Origin of the sequence: Aeromonas sp. Y311-2 (assembly GCF_027706025.1) — a bacterium.
GTDB classification, from domain to species: domain Bacteria; phylum Pseudomonadota; class Gammaproteobacteria; order Enterobacterales; family Aeromonadaceae; genus Aeromonas; species Aeromonas veronii.
The window spans coordinates 152,858-174,625 of record NZ_JAPDCL010000005.1 but is presented as its reverse complement, the minus strand read 5'-3'; the positions used below and the strand labels follow the sequence as shown (position 1 = coordinate 174,625).

The following is a 21,768-nucleotide window of genomic DNA, read 5'->3' as shown; positions in this document are numbered from 1 at the left end:
CATGAGCAAGCGTGAGCAGTACGGGTTTGATCACTACGATGCCCTGATTTTCGATATGGATGGCACTTTGGTAGATTCCATGCCCCTTCATCTGGATGCTTGGGAGCTCACCTGCGCCGAGTTCGGCATCCCCTTCGAGCGGGAACAGCTCTATCAGTACGGCGGCATTCCCACCCGCAAGATCATCGCCATGCTGGCCGAGCAGCAGGGGCTGACGGTGGATATCGAGGCTTTTACCCGTCGCAAGATTGCCCTCTATATGGAACATATCGACAAGGTCAGCGTCTTTCCCAAGATGTGGGAGCTGGTCAGGCACTATCACGGCAAGGTCAAGATGGGGATTGGCACCGGCTCACCGCGCAATCAGGCGGACTCCATCCTCAAAAGCACCGGACTCGACGCCTATATCTCGGTGGTGGTCAGCGCCGATGATGTCACCAACCACAAACCGCACCCTGATACCTTCTTGCAGGTGGCCGAACTGCTCGGTGCCAATCCGGCCAACTGTCTGGTATTTGAAGATACCCGGATCGGGCTTGAGGCTGGCAAGGCGGCGGGGATGGATACCGTGCTGGTTATCGAAGGTGATCTGCACCAGCGCTAAACGGCTCAGGGCAAGCAGGCAAACCGATAAGATGGTGCCATCACAGTGGCACCATTTTTTATTCAGGTGAGCATAGCGGCAGCGTCAGTGCCCGGACAGAGTTGCGATCGCAGCCGGAATAGCGGCCACCGTCAAACAAAGGGCGTTGGCCTCGTCCTGTAGTGCCTGATGAGTGCGAAGCAACTCAAGGGCTTCGGCCGGAGTATCTGCAAAGGTGGGGGCGGCGATGGCGGCAAATCCCTGTTCGACTAGTTGACGACGCTCATCGCTATAGCTGGGTGCATTGGCATCTAGATAGGTAAGCGCCTGACCCTGCTTGAAAAAGTGATAGTTAGGCATCGATTGGCCCCGCAAAAATAAAGCGCCATTCTACTCCTTTTTGCTCCGCCGCCAGCGTCAATCTGTGTCGTCTCAAGTGATCTAGTTCACATTTTTATCAACAAATTTTCACCTATTAGGCGCCGTCCAAATCCCCTCTTCACGCGGCGTCAGACAACACCCGATACCGTCACTCGGCGCCAAACAAAACGCCTCCACAGAGGAGGCGTTGCGACTGAAACAGGGTGGCTCCCGTTACATGGCATTCGTCGATTCGAAGATCTTGTCCGCCGAGGCCTCGACGAAGCCCGGATAGAGCACGCCATCGGCCTGCGGATAGCGCAGGGCAAACTCGTAGAAGCAGCTCGGGATGGTACGCACCCCATCGCTGAACGGCACCTCGGCTTTGTCCGCCATGGTGGAGGATTGCTCCAGCATCACCTGCGGATCCCCCTTCACCTCGCCACCCACACTGTTGAGGACAAAACCCGCAGCCTTGAGCGCAGCATTGACCTGATGGATGGTGTCGAAATCCTTCAACTTGTTGATATTGACCGTGAAGTGGTTGGCACGATAGCCCCATGCTGCCATCCATGCCGCGTACTCGCTCTCCGCCAGCAGAGTCTGATAATCGGCATAGGAGACCTGCCAGGGGGCACCGGTGTAGAGAAATGCCGGGGTATCGGTCAGATGATCGGGCACCTGACCCGCCAGCTTGTGGATGATGGCCTGGGCAGCCGGAGAGAGCTCTTCGACCTTCAGCTCGCTGATAAACACCTTGGGAGCGTCCGGATCCTGATGCTCGAAGTGCTTGGCATAGAGCTTCTTGGCCTTGAAAACGTACTCGCCCTTCTGCTCATAACCGAGCGCCAGGAAGTGGGCAGCCAGCTTCTCCAGCCCCAGCTTGGGCAGGTTGTAGGTACGAAACGCCACGTGATCGTTGACGATGGGCTCGCCGCCACCCAGCAGGGTGTGCACCTTGAGGGCGCTCGGGGTCACCTTGATGTAGTTGTCCCACAGATGGCTGAATAGGGTGTCGATATCCTTTTGCATCTCTCTTTCCTTTGATTGCGGGTACAGATGGGGGCACCGCTGGATGCCCCGTGTCGTTATTAGAAGCGCAGGCCGGGCGACAGTTGATCCGGCATGGCTGCTTTGCTGTCTTCAACAGAGGCAACTGGGTAAGCACAGTAGTCAGCAGCGTAGTAGGCGCTTGCTCTGTGGTTGCCGGAGGCGCCGATGCCACCAAACGGCGCGGCACTGGATGCACCGGTAATGGGCTTGTTCCAGTTGACGATGCCGGCACGGATCCGCTTGAAGAAGTGATTCCAGTCCGCCTCCTTGTCACCCAGCAGACCGGCCGAGAGACCATAACGGGTAGCATTGCCCTGATCGATGGCGGCATCGAAATCGTCATAGCGAATGAGCTGCAGCAGCGGACCGAAGTACTCTTCATCCGGCAGCGAGCTGACCGCAGTCACGTCGATAATACCCGGGGAGACAAAGCCTGTGCCCGCTTCCAGGTGCTTGAGGGTAAGCAGGCTCTCGCCACCGAGGCGCTGCAGGTTGGCTTGCGCCTCGACCATGCCCTGTGCTGCCTTCTCGCTTATCATCGAACCCATGAAAGGCTGCTCGGCTGCATCATAGAGGCCGACCTTGATCTGGCCGACCACCTCGATCAGTCGCTTGACCAGCACATCGCCCCGCTCGCCGCGCTCGACAAACAGGCGGCGGGAGCAGGTGCAGCGCTGACCGGAAGTGATGAACGCCGACTGGACGATGGCATGGACGGCGCCGTCGATGTCGCTCACGTCTTTCACGATCAGCGGGTTGTTGCCGCCCATCTCCAGCGCCAAAATTTTTCCCGGCTGACCGGCAAACTGCTGATGGAGGAAATGACCGGTGCGGGAAGAACCAGTAAAGAAGAGGCCGTCGATATCGGGGTTGCCCGCCAGCGCCTTGCCGGTCTCGACCTCCCCTTGCACCAGATTGAGCACTCCCTTGGGCAATCCGGCCTCCTGCCACACCTTGACCATGGTCTCGGCCACCATGGGGGTCAGCTCGGAGGGTTTGAACACCACAGCGTTACCCGCGATCAGTGCAGGTACGATATGGCCGTTGGGCAGATGGCCCGGGAAGTTGTAAGGGCCGAACACCGCCACCACACCGTGGGGCTTGTGACGGACAAACGCCTTGGCGCCCGGCATGGCATTTTCAACGGTGCCGGTGCGCTCGTCGTGCGCACGAATGGAGATGGCAATCTTGCCCTGCATGGCGGCTACTTCGGTGCGGGTCTCCCACAGCGGTTTGCCTGTTTCGCGGGCGATGGTCAAGGCCAGTGCCTCTTTCTGCTCGCCGAGCAGGTCGGCATAACGACGCACTATGGCCAGACGGTCCTCAAGGCTCATGTCCGCCCAGTGGTAAAAGGCGGCACGGGCGGCCTTGACGGCGGCATCCACTTGCGCCGCGCTGGCGGCAGCCCCCTGCCAGATCACCTCGTTCTTGGCCGGATCGGTTGACTCGAACGGCTTGCCTTCACCGGCAAGCCACTGACCGTCGATAAATTGCACTAACTGGCTCATCCATTCACTCCCTGTCGCTGGCAGGCAGCCTCGGCTGCCTGTCTGATAATCGGTTTGCTTGTCCTGTTTACCTCAGTCGAGGTCAACCACCCGCACCATGTCGCCATCCTGCACCTTGAGTGCCGCCGCCATCTTGGGCGGAATGATGGCTTCATGCTTGTCGAGATCGACCCGGATATTGCCGTAGCAGGCGCGGTAATGTTCGAAACGGCTGTTGCAGATAAGGTGGGTCTTGCCACCGATAGGCTCACCCACCAGCACCCGCAGTTTCTTGCTGCGGCGCACGCTGCGGATATTCTTCACGTCGCACTCGACGGTGGGGCCCGCATCGAAAATATCGACGTAGCCACGGTTCACGAAGCCCTCGTCCTGCAGCATCTTGATGGCCGGGCGGGTCTTCTCGTGGGTCTGGCCGATAACGGCCCGCGCCTCTTTGCTCAGCAAATTGACGTAGATGGGGTACTTGGGCATCAGTTCGGCGATAAAACGCTTCTTGCCGATGCCGGTCAGATAGTCGACGGTAGGAAAATCCATCGAGAAGAAGTGGGTTTGCAGCCACTCGTAGAAGGGGCTGTGACCGTTGGCGTCGGAAACACCGCGCATCTCGGCGAAGACGGTCTCGTCAAACAGCTCGGGGTGCTCGGCCATAAACAGAAAGCGGTGCTTGGAGAGCAGGCGGCCGTTGAGCCCCTCGCGGGCACATTCGCGCAAGAACAGGGTGCAGAGCTCGGAGTTGCCGGTGTAGTCGTTGGAGAGGGTCAGGGTTTCAACGACGTTGTAGATGCCGAGCTTGGGGGAAGAGTGCACCACCTTGCCGATGTGGTAGTTGTAAAACGGCTGGGAGAGGCCAACCGCGGCATCGATGGCACAGGTGCCGACCATCTCGCCGGTCTCCAGATCCTCGGCCACGAAGAAGTAGAGGCAGTCCCCCTTGCCGGCAGGCTTGTCGGAAAAAGTCTGGGTAGAGGCGTCAATCTTGCGCTGCAGCAGCTCATCGTTGACGGGCAACGAGGTCATGCCGGTGCCGGACTCGATGGCGCAGGTCTTGAGCCCGGCAAAATCTTTTTGCTCGATGGGACGGATAACCAACATAAATGACAACTCCCTTTCATTGACGACAGGTGGGGTCCCGGCTCCTGCCGGGAGAGCTCCCCACCTCAATTTGGAATCAGGCGTTAACCACCTGGGCAACCGCCTTCTCGAAGCGGGCCAACCCTTCCTTGATGTCCGCTTCCGGGATCACCAGTGAAGGGGCAAAACGAACCACGTTGGTACCGGCCACCAGTGCCATCAGCCCCTGATCGATGGAGGCCAGCAGGAAGTCGCGGGAGCGACCCTTGTAGGCTTCGCTCAGGGCAGCTCCCAGCAGCAGACCCTTGCCGCGGATCTCGCTAAAGCAGTGGTATTTGGCATTGATGGCCTCAAGTCCATCACGGAACAGCTGCTCGCGCTGCTTGATGCCCGCCAGCACCTCCGGGGTATTGATCACATCGATCACCGCCTCGGCGACCGCACAGGCCAGCGGGTTGCCGCCGTAAGTAGAGCCGTGAGTGCCCACTTTCAAGTAAGAGGCGATTTCGTTGGTGGTCAGCATGGCGCCGATGGGGAAACCGCCCCCCAGCGCCTTGGCGCTGGTGAGGATGTCCGGCGTGACGCCAAGCCCCATATAGGCATAGAGATCACCGGTCCGGCCGACGCCGGACTGTACTTCGTCATACACCAGCAGGGCATTGTGTTTGTCGCACAGCTCGCGCACCCCTTTGGCAAACTCGTCGGTAGGACGAATGATGCCCCCCTCCCCCTGCAGCGGCTCCATCACCACGGCGCAGGTGTTGTCGGAGATCACCTCGGCCAGCGCCGCCAGATCGTTGTAGGGAACATGGGTAATGTCACCGGGCTTGGGACCGAAGCCATCTGAGTAGGCTGCCTGACCGCCGACGCTGACGGTAAAGAAGGTACGACCGTGGAAGCCCTGATTAAAGGCGATGATCTGGGTCTTCTGCTCGCCAAACTTCTCGATGGCGTAGCGGCGAGCCAACTTGAGAGCGGCTTCGTTCGCTTCGGCGCCGGAGTTGCAGAAGTAGACCTTGTCGGCGAAGGTGGCGGCAACCAGCTTCTTGGCCAGACGCAGGGCCGGCTCGTTGGTCATGACGTTGGAGAGGTGCCACAGCTTCTCGCCCTGGGTTTTCAGGGCCTCGACCAGCTTGGGATGACAGTGACCCAAACCGTTGACGGCGATGCCACCGGCGAAGTCGACATACTCGCGCCCTTCCTGATCCCAGACACGTGACCCTTCACCACGCACCGGGATGATCTTGGCGGGCGCATAGTTGGGAACCATCACTTCATCAAACACTTCACGTGTCACTGCCAACAACTCTGACATATAGCTCTCCTTCGATTCGGCGACAGAATAATCCACCGCCCAAAAGTTAAATCCGTGTAAACGTGACGGGATTATCACAGAAATAAAGTAAAAAGTCTGTAACAAGACGGCCTATAAGGAACAATGTTCGATTGCTCTTGAGATTTTAGGCAACCGCATTGCATAACGACTCAGGGGGGCTTGGCAAGAGATAATTTGGGCAGGAGAGGGGGTGAATAAAGTGTCAGGGAAATTTTTTTTGCCTTCTCTCGAACTTGAGAAGGCGATCACAACTTTTTATGAACGCGCCAGAAAGTTGGCCAGCAACTGATGGCCCTGCTCGCTCAAAATACTCTCCGGATGGAACTGAACACCCTCGATGGGGAGCGTCTTGTGGCGCAGCCCCATGATCTCGTCAAACGAGCCATCGGCATGCTCGCTCCAGGCGGTGATGTCGAAGCAGTCGGGCAGCGTGTCGCGCTCCACCACCAGCGAGTGGTAACGGGTCACCCGCAGCGGGTTGTTGAGCCCCTTGAACACCCCCTCATTGCGATGGCGGATGAGCGAGGTTTTGCCGTGCATTACCTGACGGGCACGCACTACGCGGGCGCCGAAGGCCTGCGCCAGCGACTGATGACCGAGACAGACGCCGAGAATGGGCAGCTTGCCAGCGAAGTGGCTGATAGCGTCGAGAGAGATCCCCGCCTCATTGGGCGTACAGGGACCGGGAGAGATCACCAGAAAACGGGGGGAGAGCTGCGCTATGGTATCAAGCGTCAGTTCATCATTGCGCTTGACCACAACCTCTTGTCCCAGGGCGCCGAAATATTGCACCAGGTTCCAGGTAAAAGAGTCGTAGTTATCGATCAACAACAGCATGAGATAACCAACAGCGGAGAATTAACGATCGAGATAACGACCCTGTTCCATTTCCCGTTCACGCTGACACTCGGCCAGATAGATGGCGGCAGCAACGGCAGGGGTTTTATGGTGCTTGTCGATGGCATTGGAGACCATCAACTGCAGGGTATTGAGGTTTTTCGCCTTGCGAAATTTACGTAGCCAGTGACCTTTGTCACTCAGCTCTTCAGCAGAAATAGTTGGTTGAACAGGCATGCTTTCTCTTGGGGATATTACCCAGGTTGAAATAAAGAAATTAAACAAAATAGCCGGGCAGAAAATAAAGAAAGCCAGGCAAATACCCAGCTCTCTTCTACTACACCTTCCCAGTATGTCAGGCTCGAGGAACGAAGCCGACTACATCATATACGCTGGTCAGGGTTTTTTCAGCTCTTTCGCGCGCCTTTTGTGCGCCTTCTGCCAGAATCGCGATCAGATGGGCCTCATCCTGACGCAACTCGTGGAAACGAGCCTGGATCGGTTCCAGCAGCGCAACCACGGCTTCGGCGGTTTCGGTCTTGAGGTGACCGTACATCTTGCCTTCGAAGTGCTGCTCCAGCTCGGGGATGGAGCGACCCGTCACCCCGGACATCAGGGTCAGCAGGTTGGAGACACCCGGTTTGTTTTCCGGGTCGAACCGCACCACCGCCGGCTCGTCGGAATCGGTCACCGCACGCTTGATCTTCTTGACGATCTGCTTGGGATCTTCCAGCAGGCCGATGAAGTTGGCTTCGTTGTCATCCGACTTGGACATCTTCTTGGTCGGATCCTGCAGACTCATCACCCGCGCCCCTTCGGTCGGAATGAAGGGCTCCGGCATGGTGAACACGTCACCATAGAGGTTGTTGAAACGGGTGCAGATGTCGCGGGTCAGCTCCAGATGCTGCTTCTGGTCGTTGCCGACCGGCACCTGATTGGCCTGATAGAGCAGAATATCAGCAGCCATCAACACCGGATAACCGAACAGGCCGACGTTGACGTTGTTCTCGAAACGGGCGGACTTGTCCTTGAACTGGGTCATGCGCGACAGCTCACCCATCTGGGTGTAGCAGTTGAGGATCCAGCCCAGCTCGGCGTGCTGCGGCACGTGAGACTGGATGAAGACGGTGCTCTTCTTGGGATCGATACCGACCGCCAGATAGAGGGCGGCTGCGTCCAGACAAGCCTTGCGCAGGGCAGCCGGGTCCTGACGAGTGGTGATGGCGTGCAGATCGACGATGCAGTAGAGGCAGTCGAACTCATCCTGCATGTTGACCCACTGACGCAGGGCCCCCATGTAGTTGCCGATGGTCAGTTGACCGGAGGGTTGCGCTCCGCTCAATACGATTGGTTTAGTCATGAGAGTGTTAATCCTTGTTATTCAGCCAGCCCAGCTGCGCTATTAGACCAAAAGTGCATCGAGCTGGGCAAACTGCTCGAATACCCAGTCTGGATGGGAGTCGGCGATGGGACGGCCATAGTTGTAGCCGTATGTAAGACCCACCACCTTCATGCCAGCCGCCTTGGCCGCCAGCACGTCATTTTCGGAGTCGCCCACCATCAGGGTGCGAGCGGGGCTCACCCCCAACTCCTGGCAGGCGTGCAGCAAGGGCTCCGGGCTCGGCTTCTTGACTGGCACGCAGTTGCCACCAAGCCAGAGTTCGAAACAATCGCTGATGCCAAGGGCATCGAGGATAGGGGCCACGAAATCGCTCGGCTTGTTGGTAACAATCGCCTGCTTGTAGCCCAGGCTTTGCAGACGGCGCAGACTCTGCGCCACCCCTTCATACATCGCCAGCCCTTGCAGCAGGCAGGCGTTGTAGTGCTGGAAAAAAATCGGTCTGGCCTTGGCAAACAGCTCGGGATCGGCCTCGCGATAGGCGAGCGCCCGCTGGATCAGCTTGTCGGCACCATTGCCGACCCAGGTACGGATAACCGCTTCATCAGCTTGTTCCAGACCCAGATCAGCCAGAGTCAGATTGACCGCCAGCGCCAGCTGGGCGGCACTGTCAATGAGGGTGCCGTCCAGATCGAACAGCACCAAATCAAATGCGCGCTCAGCGTGTGACATGAGCCAGCTCCGCACGCATCTTGTCGATCACCGCTTTATAGTCAGGCTGGCTGAAAATGGCAGAGCCAGCGACAAACATGTCGGCGCCCGCTTCGGCGATCTCGCGAATGTTGTCGACCTTCACCCCGCCATCGATCTCGAGGCGGATATCGCGACCGCTCTCGTCGATCAGACGACGTACCTGACGCAGCTTGTCGAGGGTACCGGGGATAAAGCTCTGGCCACCGAAGCCCGGGTTGACCGACATCAGCAGGATCACGTCCAGCTTGTCCATCACATATTCAAGGCAGGAGAGCGAGGTAGCAGGATTCAGCACCAGACCCGCCTGGCAGCCCATCTCCTTGATGAGGCCCAAAGAGCGATCAACGTGATCAGAGGCTTCCGGATGGAAGGTGATGAGGGAAGCACCGGCCTTGGCAAAATCAGGAATGATGCGATCCACCGGCTTGACCATCAGGTGCACGTCGATGGGGGCCTCGATACCATAGTCACGCAGCGCCTGACAGACCATGGGGCCAATGGTCAGGTTGGGGACATAGTGGTTGTCCATCACGTCGAAGTGAACCACGTCGGCACCGGCAGCCAGTACCTTGGCTACATCGTCACCCAGACGGGCAAAATCGGCAGAGAGGATCGAGGGGGCAATCAGAAAGTCTTTCATCAGCATCATCCATTGGCAGCCAGGGAGAAAAAGCGGCGCAATTTTAACGTAAAAGGCAGGTGAAAACGACTCGAATGCGGGGTAAATGGGGCAATCGCCTCCCCTCCCCCAACCACCCGGGTTTTGCGGCATCGGCACGGGCCCAGGCGCGCCCATAAAAAAACGGCGCCCCTGGGCGCCGCATGGTCTGTTACGTCAGTGGCAATAGTTCACTGTCGCTGGGATAGTAGCCCTGCTCCGGTTCGATTCCGGGCGGATAGAGCGCCAACAATTCGGCCACCTTGTTGCGGGTGCCGCCGTTGCGACTGATGGTGCGCTTGACCAAGATCTCGTCGAGGCGGGCACCGCGATAAAGCTCACGAGTCAGCTCGATATCGTGGTTGCTGATCAGCACCGGCACCCCTTTGTGAGCGGCTGTGTGACGGGCCAGTCGCGCCAGGATCGCCTGATCATCCAGGGTAAACCCACCGGAGGCATAGGTGGTGAAGCTCGCCGTAGTGGAGAGCGGCGCATAGGGTGGATCACAATAGATAACCCAATCCTCTTCGGCACGCTTGATGGCATCGGCGTAGCTCTCGCAGATAAAGGTCGCCTTCTGCGCCTTTTCGGCAAAGGCCCACAGCTCTTTTTCCGGGAAATAGGGTTTCTTGTAGGAACCGAACGGCACGTTGAAGCCGCCCTTCTTGTTGTAGCGGCACAGTCCGTTGAAACCGTGACGGTTGAGAAACAGGAACAAGAGTGCCCGCTCGAAGGTGGTCTCGGTCTGATTGAACTGGGTACGCAGCCGGTAATAGGCTGCCTTGTGGTTGTGCTCTGCCACAAACAGCTTGCGCGCCTCGGCAATGAAACTGTCCGGCGTCAGCTTGAGGTGATTGTACAGGCAGATCAGATCCGGATTGATGTCATTGAGCACATACGCGTCGTAGTCGGTGTTGAGAAACACAGACCCGGCCCCGACGAAGGGCTCCAGCAACACACGCCCGGCCGGCAGGCGCTCGGCAATCTCTTCAACCAGGGAGTATTTTCCCCCGGCCCATTTTAAAAAAGCGCGTGTTTTTTTCATGGAAATCCGGTGTGTAAGAAGGCAAGACCCAAAAAGGGGGACGATTCTACCCCCTTATCCGGTATCAAGGCTATTGCTTCAGCTCTTTTTGTACCTGTGCAAACGACTTGGGCCAGGGTTGGCCTTTCAGCAAGGCTGGCGGAAGCTTGCGAATGGCACTCTTGGCCTGGGTCAAACCGGCATAATCCCCTTGCAGCACCACATACCAGGGGCTGCCACGGAATTTGGTCTGATAGACCCAGACCTTGCCCGCCAGACCATGCTCGGCGACAAATTGATCCACCGCCTTGGTGTTGCTCGCCCCCATCAGCTGAACGCTGTAGTGGTTGCGCGGCTTCTTGTTCAAGGTGGCGACCGGTGTCAGGGCCACTTTGGGTGCAGGCGCGGCAACCGGCTCGTTGCTGGCTGTTTTGGTGGTGGCCGCAGGCATTGCGGTTGTCACCGGATTCTGTGCCTTGGCGGTACTGGCTGGCGCCGTGGTTGCGATTGCACCACTGGGGGTTGCGCCACTCGGGTTCTTGCCGGTCAGCTCGTCCACCACGTCAGTAGGCAGAGCGCCGCTCACCTTGGGTTCGGTCATCAGCTTTTGCACGACCTCGTCAGAGATCACCACCCGACGCCCTTCGTAATTGGTTGATTCGGTGGTCACAGTTTCGCTCTCCACCGATTTGGGCAGCACTTTCGCCTCCGGCTGCCAATCTTTCACAACCCCATTGGGATTGCTTGCTGCATCGCTGTTTTGCACGCCTTGTGCAGCGGCATCTGTATTCGAACCGCCTGCGGTGAGGGGATCGCCTCCCGTTACCGGGATCGGCAATGCCGTGTTCTGCGCAGGATCCTGCAGTGCCGGTTTGCTTTCATTGTCAAACAGCGCAGGCAGCAGGTAGCTCAGCGCCAGCAGGCCGCCAGCGACTAGCGCGATAGCGGTGGCAATCTTCTTGACAGGCAACTCCGCCTGACGCTTCTTGGGCCTTCTGTCGGTCATGATATCCTCCAGTAACTGCATGATGGTGGACGGATGTCCGTTCGCCGTTTTCAGGATCTCCTCCACTTGCGGCTTGGGCAAGAGGGTCGCCGGGATCTTGAGCTCTTTGGCTTTCTCATACAAGAAGATGCGCTGCTCGGGCGGGCTCAGTGGCGACACTTCCAGCTCAAGGGCTGGCATGGCACGCCCTTTGAGCTGCGGTCGTTGGGTACGACACCAGACGTCACTGCCCGAGACGATAATGGCCAGCTGATGGGGCGCCGCCAGGGTATCGTTATGACGGATGATCGCCCACAACTCTCCCAGCAATTCGGCTGGCAACTGATCGGCCCGCTCTATCAGCAGCAGCAGGGTGGCAGGCTTGCTCCCCTCCAGCATGCGAAAGAAGCTCTCCGCCAGCGCATCCTGTGGATTGAACAGCGGGCGCGCCACCACCTGTGGCAGCAACAGCTGGCGTACATCCACCATCTTCATGGCAGGCGTACCAATCAGGCTTACCACCCGCACTTTTTCCGGCAACACGCCGAGCAGGGATTCGCACAGGGTACCGCGACCACAACCGGGTTTACCGGAGAGAAAAATGAAAGGGTGATTGAATTCAATCAGATGCAGCAGCCGGTCAACCAGCTGCCGCTGGGAAGGAAGTTTTAGCAGTTTATTCGTCACGACCAGACTCGATCACCGCCAGCAACTCGGCATCGGACACATCCCCCACCACCTGCGCATGGCCGATGCCAACCGGCAACACCAGACGCAGCTTGCCTTCCAGCACCTTCTTGTCACGGCGCATATGGCGAATAAAGGCGGCGAAATCCATCTCGGCAGGCGCATGAATGGGCAGATTGGCGGCCAGCAGCAGAGTGCGCACACGCGCAACGTCCGCTTCGCTCATATCGCCACGGGCCTGCGCAGTCCAGGCTGCCAGCATAGTGCCGGCGGATACTGCTTCACCGTGCAGCCAGTTGCCATACCCCTGCTCAGCCTCGATGGCATGACCAAAGGTGTGACCCAGATTGAGCAGCGCACGGACGCCGTGCTCGGTCTCATCTTGACCGACCACATCGGCTTTGATCTCGCAGCAGCGTTTGATGGCGTAGGCCAGCGCGGCAGGTTCCAGCTGTTGCAGACGCACCATGTTCTGCTCCAGCCAGCTGAAGAAATCAGCATCCCAAATGATGCCGTACTTGATCACCTCGGCCATCCCTGCGGCAAATTCGCGGGCTGGCAAGGTACTCAGACATTCGGTATCGATAACAACTTGTTTAGGCTGATAAAAAGCCCCAATCATGTTCTTGCCGAGGGGGTGGTTGACAGCGGTTTTACCGCCGACAGAGGAGTCAACCTGGGAGAGCAGAGTGGTCGGGATCTGGATAAAAGGAATGCCACGTTGATAGCTTGCTGCCGCAAAGCCCACCAGATCCCCGATCACGCCGCCCCCCAGAGCGATCAGTGTCGTATCGCGCCCATGGTTGGTTTCAAGCAGAGCAGACATGATCTGCTCAAAGGTCGCCAGGCTCTTGTACGCCTCACCGTCAGGCAGGATCAGGTGTTCAACCTGAAAACCCGACAGCAGAGCGGTTACCCGTGCAAGATAAAGCGGAGCAACGACCGTGTTGGTCACTATCATCACCCGCTTGCCCTTGATGGTCGATACCAGCGCCTCGGGGCGCTGCAACAACCCTGCAGCTATCTCGATGGGATAGCTGCGTTCACCCAGTTCGACCTTCAACCGTTCCATGGACGTCCTCTAGATTACATACCGATCAGCTTTACAATTTGATTGGCAACGATTTTTGCGCTCTGGTCATCGGTGTGCACAACAAAGTCGGCAACCTCTTCATACAGGGCATTGCGCTCTTGTGCCAGACGTTCCAGCACTTCGCGTGCCGGTTCTTCGGTCTGTAGCAGAGGGCGGCGTTTGTCTCGCTGTGTGCGCGCCAGCTGCTTTTCAATAGTGGTTTCGAGGTAGACCACGATGCCACGAGCAGACAACTTGTTGCGGGTTTCACGACTCTTGATGGCACCGCCACCCGTCGCCAGCACGATACCCTGCTGCTCTGACAATTCGCCGATCACCTTCTCTTCGCGAATCCGGAAACCTTCTTCGCCTTCAACATCGAACACCCAGCCGATATCAGCACCACTGCGGCGCTCAATCTCATGATCTGAGTCGAAAAACTCCATATGCAGTTGTTCTGCCAGATGTCTACCTATGGTGCTCTTGCCCGCACCCATGGGACCTATCAGGAAAATATTGCGTTTCTCAGCCATGTCTTTTCGTTAGTAATTACAAACTGTACGACCCCGATGAATACTGGATCGGGGTACCTATGAACCTTATCTTGCGATGGATCAGGAGGGGGATTATCTCAATAGATATCGGGACTGGCAACCGCAGCCCTTACGCCCCAGCCTCATTGGGGCGTAAGGTTATATGTGTTTTACCCTCACATGTAAAGCATTCAGAAGGCGTCGGTGACTATCTTGGGCGTCACGAAAATTAGCAACTCCCGCTTTTTGTTCTCGCTGGTGGTCTTACGGAACAGGGCCCCCAATCCGGGGATATCGCCAAGTAGCGGCACCTTGGTTACATCGCTCTTGATGGTCTGCTGATAGATGCCGCCCAGCACCAAGGTCTCGCCATTGTTCACCAGCACCTGAGTGGTGATGGACTGGGCATTGATGGAAACCGCATCACCGGTACCGGTCGGTACCGTTTCACCCTTGGTATCCTGGGTCACGGTCAGGTCGAGAATCACCCGATTGTCAGGGGTGATCTGCGGGGTAACCTTCAGGCTCAATACCGCCTTCTTGAAGGTAACCGAGGTAGCTCCACTGGAAGAGGACTCCACATAGGGGATCTCGGTACCCTGCTCGATCAGCGCCGGTTTCTGGTTCGCCGTGGTCACCCGCGGACTGGCGATAATCTCGGCTTTGCTCTCTTTTTCCAGCGCCGACAACTCGAGATCCAACAAGGTGCCATCAGCCAAACGGGCAACCTGGAAGGCCAAAGTACCGGCCGCATTGGTCACCGGCAGATTGACGTTCAACCGATCGTCTGCTGATGGCCGAGGGCTGGGATTAATCGCAGAACTGCCGTTGTTGTTACCAGAGCCATCATTCCCCTCGATGGAACCGGACGTACTGTTGCCATGACCATCATTCTTGGTCACCCCCCACCGCACCCCGAGCGCTTCATCAAAACCGTCATCAATGGTCACCATCCGCGCCTCGATAACCACCTGCTTGACCGGAATATCGAGAATATCGAGCATCCGTTTGATGCTGCTGATGACATCGGCGGTATCCTTGACCACCAGCACGTTGGTTCGCTCGTCCACGCTGACCGCACCACGGGGTGACAGCAACTTGGTACTTTCGGAAGAGAGCAGGGCAGCCACTTCCGAGGCCTTGGCATAGTTTATCTGCAGATATTCGGTATAGAGCGGAGCCAAATCGGCAACCTGATTTCGGCTCTCCAGCTGTTGCTTCTCGCGTGTTGCGATCTCTTCCGCCGGTGCCACCAGCAGAATGTTGTTGTCCAGCCGTTTATCCAGACCCCGCACCTTCAAAATAATGTCGAGCGCCTGCTCCCACGGCACCCCATCCAGACGCAGGGTAATATTGCCCGCCACCGAATCAGTAGTTACCAGGTTAAGATTGTTGAAATCGGCGATCAGCTGTAGCACGGTACGGACTGGAATATCCTGGAAGTTCAATGAGATGGGTTTGCCCTGATACTGCTTGGATGCCGTGGCCGTCGTCCGCTTTTTCACCTCGATAATGAAGAGCTTGTCTGCCTGATCGTAACGGTAATCAAACTGACCATTGATCGACAATTCAAACAGGGTATCGCTCCCCTGCCGGGAGACTTCAACCTGAGAGACCGGCGTTGCAAAATCCTGCACGTTGATCAGATTAAGCAAACCATCCGGTACCCGAGTGCCATGAAACTTGGCCAGTACGGTCTGACCGCGGCTGCTCACATCAACAGCGGCCGAGCTGTTATCCAGCGTGACCAGGAACTCCCCCTGGCCATCTTTGCCACGACGAAAATCCACACCGGTAACCGAGTTGAAATAGGCGCCGCCCCCACTACTTTGATAGTTGTTGAGCACCGGCTTGCTGGCAGGCTGTGTGGCTACCGGCGTTGTCACGGGCGCAACAGGCATAGACCGGGCAACGACCTGAGGATTGAGCAGCGCCGAAGGAGGGGGTGTGGCCACCATAGCAGAGGGCGCTGGCACAGGAGTAGCCGAGGTTGCGGGTGCAATCAGGGCGCTCTCACCATTGATGAGCCCGGAAGAGGCCCCCTCGCCCAATGACACCAGTAATTTGTTCCCCTGTTGCTGAACCTGATAGGGGGCCAGCTGATCGAGTGCGATCTTGATATCCAGACCTGCGCCCTTACCCTCAACCTTGATATTATCAACCCCCAGGCGCTGGATCGGCAGCGGGTTCACTTTCAGCGCCCCTGCCGCACCGGGAACATGCAACAACAGCTGATTGGGTTGGTAAGAGAGACGATCGGTAAAGCCCGTGACCGGCTCACTAAAACTGAGCTCGACCAGCAATTGATCGGCCAGCAGCGGATTGACCTTGATCTCCTGCAGGGTTGCCACTGCCCACGCCTGACTGAGGGCGCTGGCGCAAAACAGCAAAGCCACTTTGGATACACTCTCTATTGTTGTTCTCATTGCTGTTCGTCCCTGATTATTGTTTTTCTTGCACATTGGCCATCGCCAACTGGGTTTCTCTTGTTACCCAGCACCCCTTCCCGTCCGGAATGGTTTCCAGCAAATCCACGGCAGTGTCAGTGATCTTGATGACCCGGCCCTGATCAAGCCCCATATACTGGTTGAGCCCGACCCGCATCGATTTGCCATCCGGGGTGCTGATCAAGGCCCACAACTGACCCGCCTTACCTAAAGAACCATGCATCGACAGACTGGCCAGCGAATAATTTTCCAGCACCTCTTTTTCACGATCCATCAGGGTCTGTGCACAATCCGGCTGGGCCTTGGCAGTACTTGTACTTCCGACCGTCGCCTCAGGCTGGGGAACCATGAAGGGGCTGCGCAACTCGCGTTGCTGGTAGTGCATAGGGGCAAAAGGCTTCAGCTCGGGCAAGGGCTCGATAGGTATGGGTGGCCTTGCTTTGGTCTGGGCGACATAGCTATCCATGTCCTCTTGACCACCACAGGCCGCCAGCAAGAAGGCAGGCAATAACCAGCAGATGCGTCTCATTGTTTCGGCTCCACTGTTTTACCGTTGTACTTGTAGGTCTTGGCCAACATCGACATCGAAATCCGCTCCCCTTCATCCTTGCTCTGACCCAGAGTGAAGGAGTCAAGGATGACGATACGGGGCAAGGCGGCCATGTCAGCGGTGAACTTGCCAATTTCATGGTAAGTGCCCACAACCTCGATACGCATTGGTAGCTCGGTTGAAAACTCGTGCTTTACCTCTGGCTCCCAGTTGATCCGGTTCAATTTCAGACCGTTGTCGGTAGCAATAAAGCTGATATCGTCCAGCAGACCGGCGACCTCATGGGTATTGGGCAACTGCTTGAGCTGGGTATCAACCAGTTGCTCAAGCTGAACCATTTGCGCCTTGTATGCCCCCAGGTTGGCAGCCAGCATCGCCTTGCTTTCAAACTGGGCTTTCAGTTCGGTCTCTTTCCCCGCTTCCTGAGTCAAACTGGTCAGTGAGTTGGCAATCACGTAGTAGTAGATGGCGCCGCCGGTCAACACGCAGCAGAAAAAGATGAAGACCCCTTTTGCCCATTTTGGCCAGCTTGCTATGTCATTGATATCCAGCTCGTTGAGTTGCTGAAGGTTCATTGTTGCTCCTTGGCCACATTCCCTGCAGCCGCAGCATTGTTGGCGATCAGGAACATCATGGAAAACTGGCTCAATGACACTGGCGCAACATCAGCCGCAAAAATAGTGCTTATCTTTGCCTGACCCAACCAACCGGAACCATCAATCCGCCGCATCATGCTGGCCACCCGACCATAGGCTTCGGTCTTGCCATTTACATCAATAATATTGTTCTGCATTGAGAGGGTGTTCAGGTAAACCCCGTTGGGCACCAGTGAAGGCAGCTGATTGAAGAGGCGGACGGGCACATTACGGCGCATCTGCAACTGTTCGATGAGTTGCATCCGATCGATCAGCTCCTTGCGACGCTCTTTGAGCAGACGGATCTCCCCCAGCTGGGCATCGAGAATAGTCATCTCCTGAACCAGCCGCTGGTTGCGTTGCTGCTGGGCGACGATCTGGCGATCAACCAGCCAGTTGGCAAAAAATCCCAGCGCGACCGTGGCCAGCACAAAAATCCCCAGCAAGGCCCCAAACTGTTTCTTTTGGCGCTGGGTCCGGGCTTCACGCCAAGGTAGAAGGTTTATATTTGACATGGTGTGAAACTCCTCAGAGCCAACCCGAATGCCGTCATATATTTAGCACCATGTACCAGTTCGGCCTCCCCTTTTGGTTTGCCAAACAGAGCGAACAGATCTGGGTGCAACACCTCGCAATTGACCTCATCTTTTACCTGCACCAACAAACCGGGCAGTAGACTGCCTCCCCCCGTCAGCACCAGTTTTGCGATGTCGCGATAACCGGATGAACTGCAAAACAGCTGGATATTGCGCCGCACTTGCTGCAACAGCGAGTTGATGTGGGGCATCAGCACATCCAGCTCATGGTCAACAGGCAAGGTACCTTTGGTTTTAGCTTGCTCAGCCTCATCCAGCGTCATGCCATAAAAGGAGGAGAGCGCCTGGCTGTACTGATCGCCGCCGAAGTTTTGCAAGCGGGAGTAGATCACCTCTCCCTTGACCAGCGCCGCAAAGGTCATGGCACTGGCACCGATATCTATCACCCCGATCGGCCGTTCACTCTCCTGCAATTCGGGCAGACAGGCCACCACGGCACGGCCCAGCGCATGGGCGCCCACATCCACCACCTTGACGGCAATACCGGCTTCGGCAAGGGCGCTGACCCGGCCGTTGACACTCTCGGTGCGGGCTGCGCTCAGCAGCACATCCTGACGATCTTCACTGTTGTTGGTGCTCAGCACCTCAAAATCGAGACTCACTTCATCGAGGGGGAAGGGAATGATCTGCTCGGCCTCCAGTTGCACCTGACTCTCCAGCTCCTTGTCGCTGAGGCGGGCATCAATCTGGATCACCTTGGTAATCACGTTGGAACCGGTCACCGCAGTGGCGGCATAGTCGCTGTGAGTTGGAATAAGACGCTTGAGGGTCTTGAGAGATTGGCTGACGCGCTCGATATCCTGCAATTGATAGTCAACAAGCGTCCCTTTCGGGGTGGCAATATCGGCGACAGATTCGAGATGAAGCTTGCCGGGTCGGCCACTGAGGGTAACGGCCTTGATGGTCTGGCTGCCAAAATCAATGCCCACCAGAGGGAGGAGGGATCCCTTGTTAAAAAGCCCAAACATATACACATCCATGCGTTATTTGGTTTTATTCCTGAACAGAGTGTAGGACACCCGATCAGAGGAGTGCTTCACTCATCCTAAATGCTCTAACTATCAATGTCATAAAGTTTATGCCGAAAAGTGACCCATCTCGCTTTCTTCATGGCAAGTGGCCCTCCTTGGTTATTGCTCCCCGTAGTGCTAACCTCTCGCATCCTTTTGAGGTGGGTGGCTCGCCACAGGAAAACCTCGAATTCCCGATGGCAAAAGGGCTATACTCTGCGCCCGTTGGCTAATTTTAAGACGATTGGTAGTTCTTCCATGCTGAAATGGCTCGTTCGCCTGTTTATTGTCATGATGCTGGGTGCAGTGCTGGGTGTTGCCAGCCTCATCGGTATCTACTTCTATATCAAACCCCAACTGCCCGATGTCACCGCACTGCGTGACGTCAAGCTGGCAACCCCGATGCGGGTTTACAGCCGGGATGGGGAGTTGATCGCCCAATATGGCGAAATTCGTCGCATTCCGCTGCGTCTGGACGAAATTCCGCAACCCATGATCGATGCCGTACTGGCGACCGAAGATGCACGTTTTTATGAGCACCCGGGCATTGACCCGATTGGTATCATTCGAGCTGCATCCGTCTGGGCTGTCTCCGGCCATGCCCGTCAGGGTGCCAGTACCATCACCCAGCAGGTTGCCCGCAACTTCTTCCTGAGCAATGAGAAGACCATCATCCGCAAGATCAAGGAGGTCTTCCTGGCCTGGCGGATCGAGCAGAATCTCTCAAAAGATGAGATCCTCGAACTCTACCTCAACAAGATCCCCCTCGGTTATCGCTCCTTCGGGATCGGTGCTGCGGCACAGGTTTACTTTGGCAAAGAGGTCAAGGATCTGGGACTGGACGAGATCGCCATTATTGCCGGTCTGCCGAAAGCCCCCTCCATGCTCAACCCCATCCGCTCCCCCGAGCGCGCCTTTGCGCGCCGCAACGTGGTGCTGGGCCGGATGCTGGAAACCGGCAAGATCACCCAGGCCCAGTTTGACGAAGCGTCCAAAATGCCGATCAAGGCCCGTTTTCACGGCGCCGAAGTGACCCTGCACGCCCCCTATCTGGGTGAAATGGTGCGCCAGAAGATGGTCGAGCAGTTCGGTGAAGATGCTTATACCATGGGCCTGCACGTCTACACTACCGTCTCTGCCGAGCGTCAGCGGGCAGCCAGACAGGCGCTGCTGGATGGCGTTTTTGCCTATGATATGCGCCACGGCTATCGCGGCCCGACGGCTCAGTTGTGGAAGGCTGGCGAGACAGCCTGGGATTACGAGCAGATCGTCGCTCACCTTGGCAAGCAGCCCACTTATGATCCGCTGATGGCGGCGGTCGTGACCAAGCTCGGTGATCGCAGCGCCACGCTGGTACTGAAAAATGGCAAGGAAGCAGAGCTCGGCTGGAATGGCATCAAATGGGCTCGCTCCTTTATTACCGACGACCGTCAGAGCTATGCCCCGAAATCGGCGCGCGATGTGCTGAAAGTCGGCGCCCAAATCTGGGTGCGGGAAGAGGGCGAAGAGTTGCTGCTGGCCCAAATCCCGGATGTGAACGCCGCGCTGGTCGCCATGAACCCGAAAAATGGGGCTCTGGAAGCACTGGTCGGTGGTTTCAGCTTCGAACTCTCCAAATTCAATCGGGTCGATCAGGCGCGTCGCCAGATCGGCTCCAATATCAAGCCTTTCCTCTATGCGACCGCGCTGGAACATGGCTATACCCTGGCGTCGCTCATCAACGATGCGCCGATCAACCAGTGGGATCCGTCAAAAGGGCCCATGTGGCAGCCCAAGAACTCCCCAGCCGTTTATGATGGCCCCACCCCGCTGCGTCTGGGACTGGCCAAGTCCAAGAACGTGATGTCGGTTCGACTGATGCGCGCCATCGGTCTAGATACCTATATCGACGGTCTGACCCGCTTTGGCTTCCCCCGCGACTTCATCTCTCCCCATGAGTCGCTGGCGCTGGGCGCTGCCGAATTCACCCCCCTCGAAGTGGTACGTGGTTACTCGGTACTGGCCAACGGTGGCTTCCTGGTGACCCCATACTTCATCGACAAAGTGACCGACAGCCTGGAGAACACCCTCTATCAGGCCAATCCAGCTATTGCTTGCACCACCTGCGAACAGCAGGCCGCACCCGAGCAGAGCACACTGCCGCAGCCAACTGTTGATGGAGCCGCACAAGATGGCACGCAGACCCCTCTCGCGCCAACCATCGCCCCGCATACCATAAGTGCCCAGAGTGCGTTCCTGATCACCGACACCCTGAGCACGGCCATCTGGGGTGGCAACGGCTGGCGTGGTACCGGCTGGCGTGCAGCCCGCGACCTGAAACGTCACGACATCTCCGGCAAAACCGGTACCACTAACGAATCGCGGGATGCCTGGTTCTCCGGCTACACCCCGGAGATCGTTGCTACTTCCTGGATCGGTTTTGACAACCACCAGCGTGGCCTTGGTCGTGCCGAGTTTGGTGGTGGTGCCGCGCAGCCTATCTGGATCGACTTCATGAAAGTCGCCCTCAAAAAGCTGCCGGAGCACAAGATGCCGGTTCCCGAGGGGATCATGACGGTGAAGATTGATAGCGAAACCGGCCTGCTGGCGACCAGTGGCGGCACCGACGAATACTTCAAGGAAGGGACCGAGCCGACCCGCTACGCAGCACCGAGCTCGGATGGCAATCAGGTCTATGGTGGTGACAACCCCGATGTGGAAGGGCCTGTCTCAACCGACGATATCTTCTAAG

At 57.3% G+C, this 21,768-nt stretch carries 21 protein-coding genes; 2 read left to right on the top strand and 19 right to left on the bottom strand.

The genetic code is table 11. The features are described 5' to 3' along the window. Position 1: 1 nt before the first annotated feature. Complete coding sequence (locus tag OKC42_RS07255; protein ID WP_270819348.1) at positions 2-604, top strand: HAD family hydrolase; 603 nt, start codon at positions 2-4, stop codon at positions 602-604. 84 nt (positions 605-688) lie between these two features. On the opposite strand, the gene OKC42_RS07250 is transcribed toward OKC42_RS07255, so the two are convergent. The 19 genes from OKC42_RS07250 to tapM all read right to left on the bottom strand — a co-directional run bounded on the left by OKC42_RS07250 (position 689) and on the right by tapM (position 18,995). Then, positions 689-943 carry a hypothetical protein gene (locus tag OKC42_RS07250; protein WP_129503486.1) on the bottom strand — a complete coding sequence of 85 codons (255 nt, stop codon included), beginning with the start codon at positions 941-943 and terminating at the stop codon, positions 689-691. A 234-nt stretch (positions 944-1,177) separates the two neighbouring features. After that, complete coding sequence (locus OKC42_RS07245) at positions 1,178-1,975, bottom strand: DUF1338 domain-containing protein (protein ID WP_129503485.1); 798 nt, start codon at positions 1,973-1,975, stop codon at positions 1,178-1,180. A gap of 59 nt (positions 1,976-2,034) precedes the next feature. Then, on the bottom strand, positions 2,035-3,504 hold the full coding sequence (gene astD, locus OKC42_RS07240; protein ID WP_270819346.1) for a succinylglutamate-semialdehyde dehydrogenase: 1,470 nt from the start codon (positions 3,502-3,504) through the stop codon (positions 2,035-2,037). A 72-nt stretch (positions 3,505-3,576) separates the two neighbouring features. Then, a complete protein-coding gene (astA, locus tag OKC42_RS07235) occupies positions 3,577-4,596 on the bottom strand; it encodes an arginine N-succinyltransferase (RefSeq protein ID WP_005334994.1) in 1,020 nt (339 codons plus the stop codon). Positions 4,597-4,672: 76 nt separating this feature from the next. Continuing rightward, the gene (locus OKC42_RS07230; RefSeq protein ID WP_199427302.1) at positions 4,673-5,890 is read right to left on the bottom strand and encodes an aspartate aminotransferase family protein; all 1,218 of its coding nucleotides are present in this window, start codon (positions 5,888-5,890) and stop codon (positions 4,673-4,675) included. A 276-nt stretch (positions 5,891-6,166) separates the two neighbouring features. After that, positions 6,167-6,748, bottom strand: a complete 582-nt coding sequence (locus tag OKC42_RS07225; protein ID WP_058055648.1) for an aminodeoxychorismate synthase component II — start codon at positions 6,746-6,748, stop codon at positions 6,167-6,169. Between the two features lie 21 nt (positions 6,749-6,769). Next, the gene (locus tag OKC42_RS07220) at positions 6,770-6,985 is read right to left on the bottom strand and encodes a hypothetical protein (RefSeq protein WP_005334997.1); all 216 of its coding nucleotides are present in this window, start codon (positions 6,983-6,985) and stop codon (positions 6,770-6,772) included. A 118-nt stretch (positions 6,986-7,103) separates the two neighbouring features. Further along, entirely contained in the window at positions 7,104-8,108 is a 1,005-nt protein-coding gene (gene trpS, locus OKC42_RS07215; RefSeq protein ID WP_005334999.1) for a tryptophan--tRNA ligase, read from the bottom strand. A 42-nt stretch (positions 8,109-8,150) separates the two neighbouring features. Next, complete coding sequence (locus OKC42_RS07210; RefSeq protein ID WP_167573456.1) at positions 8,151-8,819, bottom strand: phosphoglycolate phosphatase; 669 nt, start codon at positions 8,817-8,819, stop codon at positions 8,151-8,153. Further along, the gene (gene rpe / locus OKC42_RS07205; protein WP_005335006.1) at positions 8,806-9,480 is read right to left on the bottom strand and encodes a ribulose-phosphate 3-epimerase; all 675 of its coding nucleotides are present in this window, start codon (positions 9,478-9,480) and stop codon (positions 8,806-8,808) included. Before rpe ends, OKC42_RS07210 begins: the two co-directional genes overlap by 14 nt. Before the next feature lie 190 nt (positions 9,481-9,670). After that, on the bottom strand, positions 9,671-10,543 hold the full coding sequence (locus tag OKC42_RS07200; RefSeq protein ID WP_005335008.1) for a Dam family site-specific DNA-(adenine-N6)-methyltransferase: 873 nt from the start codon (positions 10,541-10,543) through the stop codon (positions 9,671-9,673). A gap of 70 nt (positions 10,544-10,613) precedes the next feature. Further along, the gene (locus OKC42_RS07195) at positions 10,614-12,194 is read right to left on the bottom strand and encodes an SPOR domain-containing protein (RefSeq protein ID WP_270819345.1); all 1,581 of its coding nucleotides are present in this window, start codon (positions 12,192-12,194) and stop codon (positions 10,614-10,616) included. Continuing rightward, entirely contained in the window at positions 12,184-13,266 is a 1,083-nt protein-coding gene (gene aroB / locus OKC42_RS07190) for a 3-dehydroquinate synthase (protein WP_270819344.1), read from the bottom strand. Before aroB ends, OKC42_RS07195 begins: the two co-directional genes overlap by 11 nt. Before the next feature lie 14 nt (positions 13,267-13,280). Further along, the gene (gene aroK, locus OKC42_RS07185) at positions 13,281-13,799 is read right to left on the bottom strand and encodes a shikimate kinase AroK (protein WP_005335014.1); all 519 of its coding nucleotides are present in this window, start codon (positions 13,797-13,799) and stop codon (positions 13,281-13,283) included. Between the two features lie 191 nt (positions 13,800-13,990). Beyond that, a complete protein-coding gene (pilQ, locus tag OKC42_RS07180) occupies positions 13,991-16,225 on the bottom strand; it encodes a type IV pilus secretin PilQ family protein (RefSeq protein ID WP_270819343.1) in 2,235 nt (744 codons plus the stop codon). 16 nt (positions 16,226-16,241) lie between these two features. Then, positions 16,242-16,775 carry a pilus assembly protein PilP gene (locus OKC42_RS07175; protein WP_270819342.1) on the bottom strand — a complete coding sequence of 178 codons (534 nt, stop codon included), beginning with the start codon at positions 16,773-16,775 and terminating at the stop codon, positions 16,242-16,244. After that, complete coding sequence (gene tapO, locus OKC42_RS07170) at positions 16,772-17,371, bottom strand: PilO family type IV pilus biogenesis protein TapO (RefSeq protein WP_167556910.1); 600 nt, start codon at positions 17,369-17,371, stop codon at positions 16,772-16,774. The genes OKC42_RS07175 and tapO overlap by 4 nt, the downstream gene beginning before the upstream one ends. After that, positions 17,368-17,946: a PilN family type IV pilus biogenesis protein TapN gene (tapN, locus tag OKC42_RS07165; protein WP_236353844.1), complete on the bottom strand. Its 579-nt coding sequence runs from the start codon at positions 17,944-17,946 to the stop codon at positions 17,368-17,370. The genes tapO and tapN overlap by 4 nt, the downstream gene beginning before the upstream one ends. Next, on the bottom strand, positions 17,934-18,995 hold the full coding sequence (gene tapM, locus OKC42_RS07160) for a PilM family type IVa pilus assembly protein TapM (RefSeq protein ID WP_270819338.1): 1,062 nt from the start codon (positions 18,993-18,995) through the stop codon (positions 17,934-17,936). Before tapM ends, tapN begins: the two co-directional genes overlap by 13 nt. Positions 18,996-19,295: 300 nt before the next feature. Between tapM and OKC42_RS07155 the strand changes: the two genes are divergently transcribed. Then, positions 19,296-21,767 carry a penicillin-binding protein 1A gene (locus OKC42_RS07155; RefSeq protein WP_227095108.1) on the top strand — a complete coding sequence of 824 codons (2,472 nt, stop codon included), beginning with the start codon at positions 19,296-19,298 and terminating at the stop codon, positions 21,765-21,767. The last annotated feature ends 1 nt before the right edge of the window (position 21,768 follow it).

Coding starts and splice junctions, on each gene's coding strand:
- OKC42_RS07255 (WP_270819348.1), top strand. CDS start 2: ATGAGCAAGCGTGAGCAGTACGGGTTTGATCACTACGATGCCCTGATT.
- OKC42_RS07250 (WP_129503486.1), bottom strand. CDS start 943: ATGCCTAACTATCACTTTTTCAAGCAGGGTCAGGCGCTTACCTATCTA.
- OKC42_RS07245 (WP_129503485.1), bottom strand. CDS start 1,975: ATGCAAAAGGATATCGACACCCTATTCAGCCATCTGTGGGACAACTAC.
- astD (WP_270819346.1), bottom strand. CDS start 3,504: ATGAGCCAGTTAGTGCAATTTATCGACGGTCAGTGGCTTGCCGGTGAA.
- astA (WP_005334994.1), bottom strand. CDS start 4,596: ATGTTGGTTATCCGTCCCATCGAGCAAAAAGATTTTGCCGGGCTCAAG.
- OKC42_RS07230 (WP_199427302.1), bottom strand. CDS start 5,890: ATGTCAGAGTTGTTGGCAGTGACACGTGAAGTGTTTGATGAAGTGATG.
- OKC42_RS07225 (WP_058055648.1), bottom strand. CDS start 6,748: ATGCTGTTGTTGATCGATAACTACGACTCTTTTACCTGGAACCTGGTG.
- OKC42_RS07220 (WP_005334997.1), bottom strand. CDS start 6,985: ATGCCTGTTCAACCAACTATTTCTGCTGAAGAGCTGAGTGACAAAGGT.
- trpS (WP_005334999.1), bottom strand. CDS start 8,108: ATGACTAAACCAATCGTATTGAGCGGAGCGCAACCCTCCGGTCAACTG.
- OKC42_RS07210 (WP_167573456.1), bottom strand. CDS start 8,819: ATGTCACACGCTGAGCGCGCATTTGATTTGGTGCTGTTCGATCTGGAC.
- rpe (WP_005335006.1), bottom strand. CDS start 9,480: ATGAAAGACTTTCTGATTGCCCCCTCGATCCTCTCTGCCGATTTTGCC.
- OKC42_RS07200 (WP_005335008.1), bottom strand. CDS start 10,543: ATGAAAAAAACACGCGCTTTTTTAAAATGGGCCGGGGGAAAATACTCC.
- aroB (WP_270819344.1), bottom strand. CDS start 13,266: ATGGAACGGTTGAAGGTCGAACTGGGTGAACGCAGCTATCCCATCGAG.
- aroK (WP_005335014.1), bottom strand. CDS start 13,799: ATGGCTGAGAAACGCAATATTTTCCTGATAGGTCCCATGGGTGCGGGC.
- pilQ (WP_270819343.1), bottom strand. CDS start 16,225: ATGAGAACAACAATAGAGAGTGTATCCAAAGTGGCTTTGCTGTTTTGC.
- OKC42_RS07175 (WP_270819342.1), bottom strand. CDS start 16,775: ATGAGACGCATCTGCTGGTTATTGCCTGCCTTCTTGCTGGCGGCCTGT.
- tapO (WP_167556910.1), bottom strand. CDS start 17,371: ATGAACCTTCAGCAACTCAACGAGCTGGATATCAATGACATAGCAAGC.
- tapN (WP_236353844.1), bottom strand. CDS start 17,946: ATGTCAAATATAAACCTTCTACCTTGGCGTGAAGCCCGGACCCAGCGC.
- tapM (WP_270819338.1), bottom strand. CDS start 18,995: ATGTTTGGGCTTTTTAACAAGGGATCCCTCCTCCCTCTGGTGGGCATT.
- OKC42_RS07155 (WP_227095108.1), top strand. CDS start 19,296: ATGCTGAAATGGCTCGTTCGCCTGTTTATTGTCATGATGCTGGGTGCA.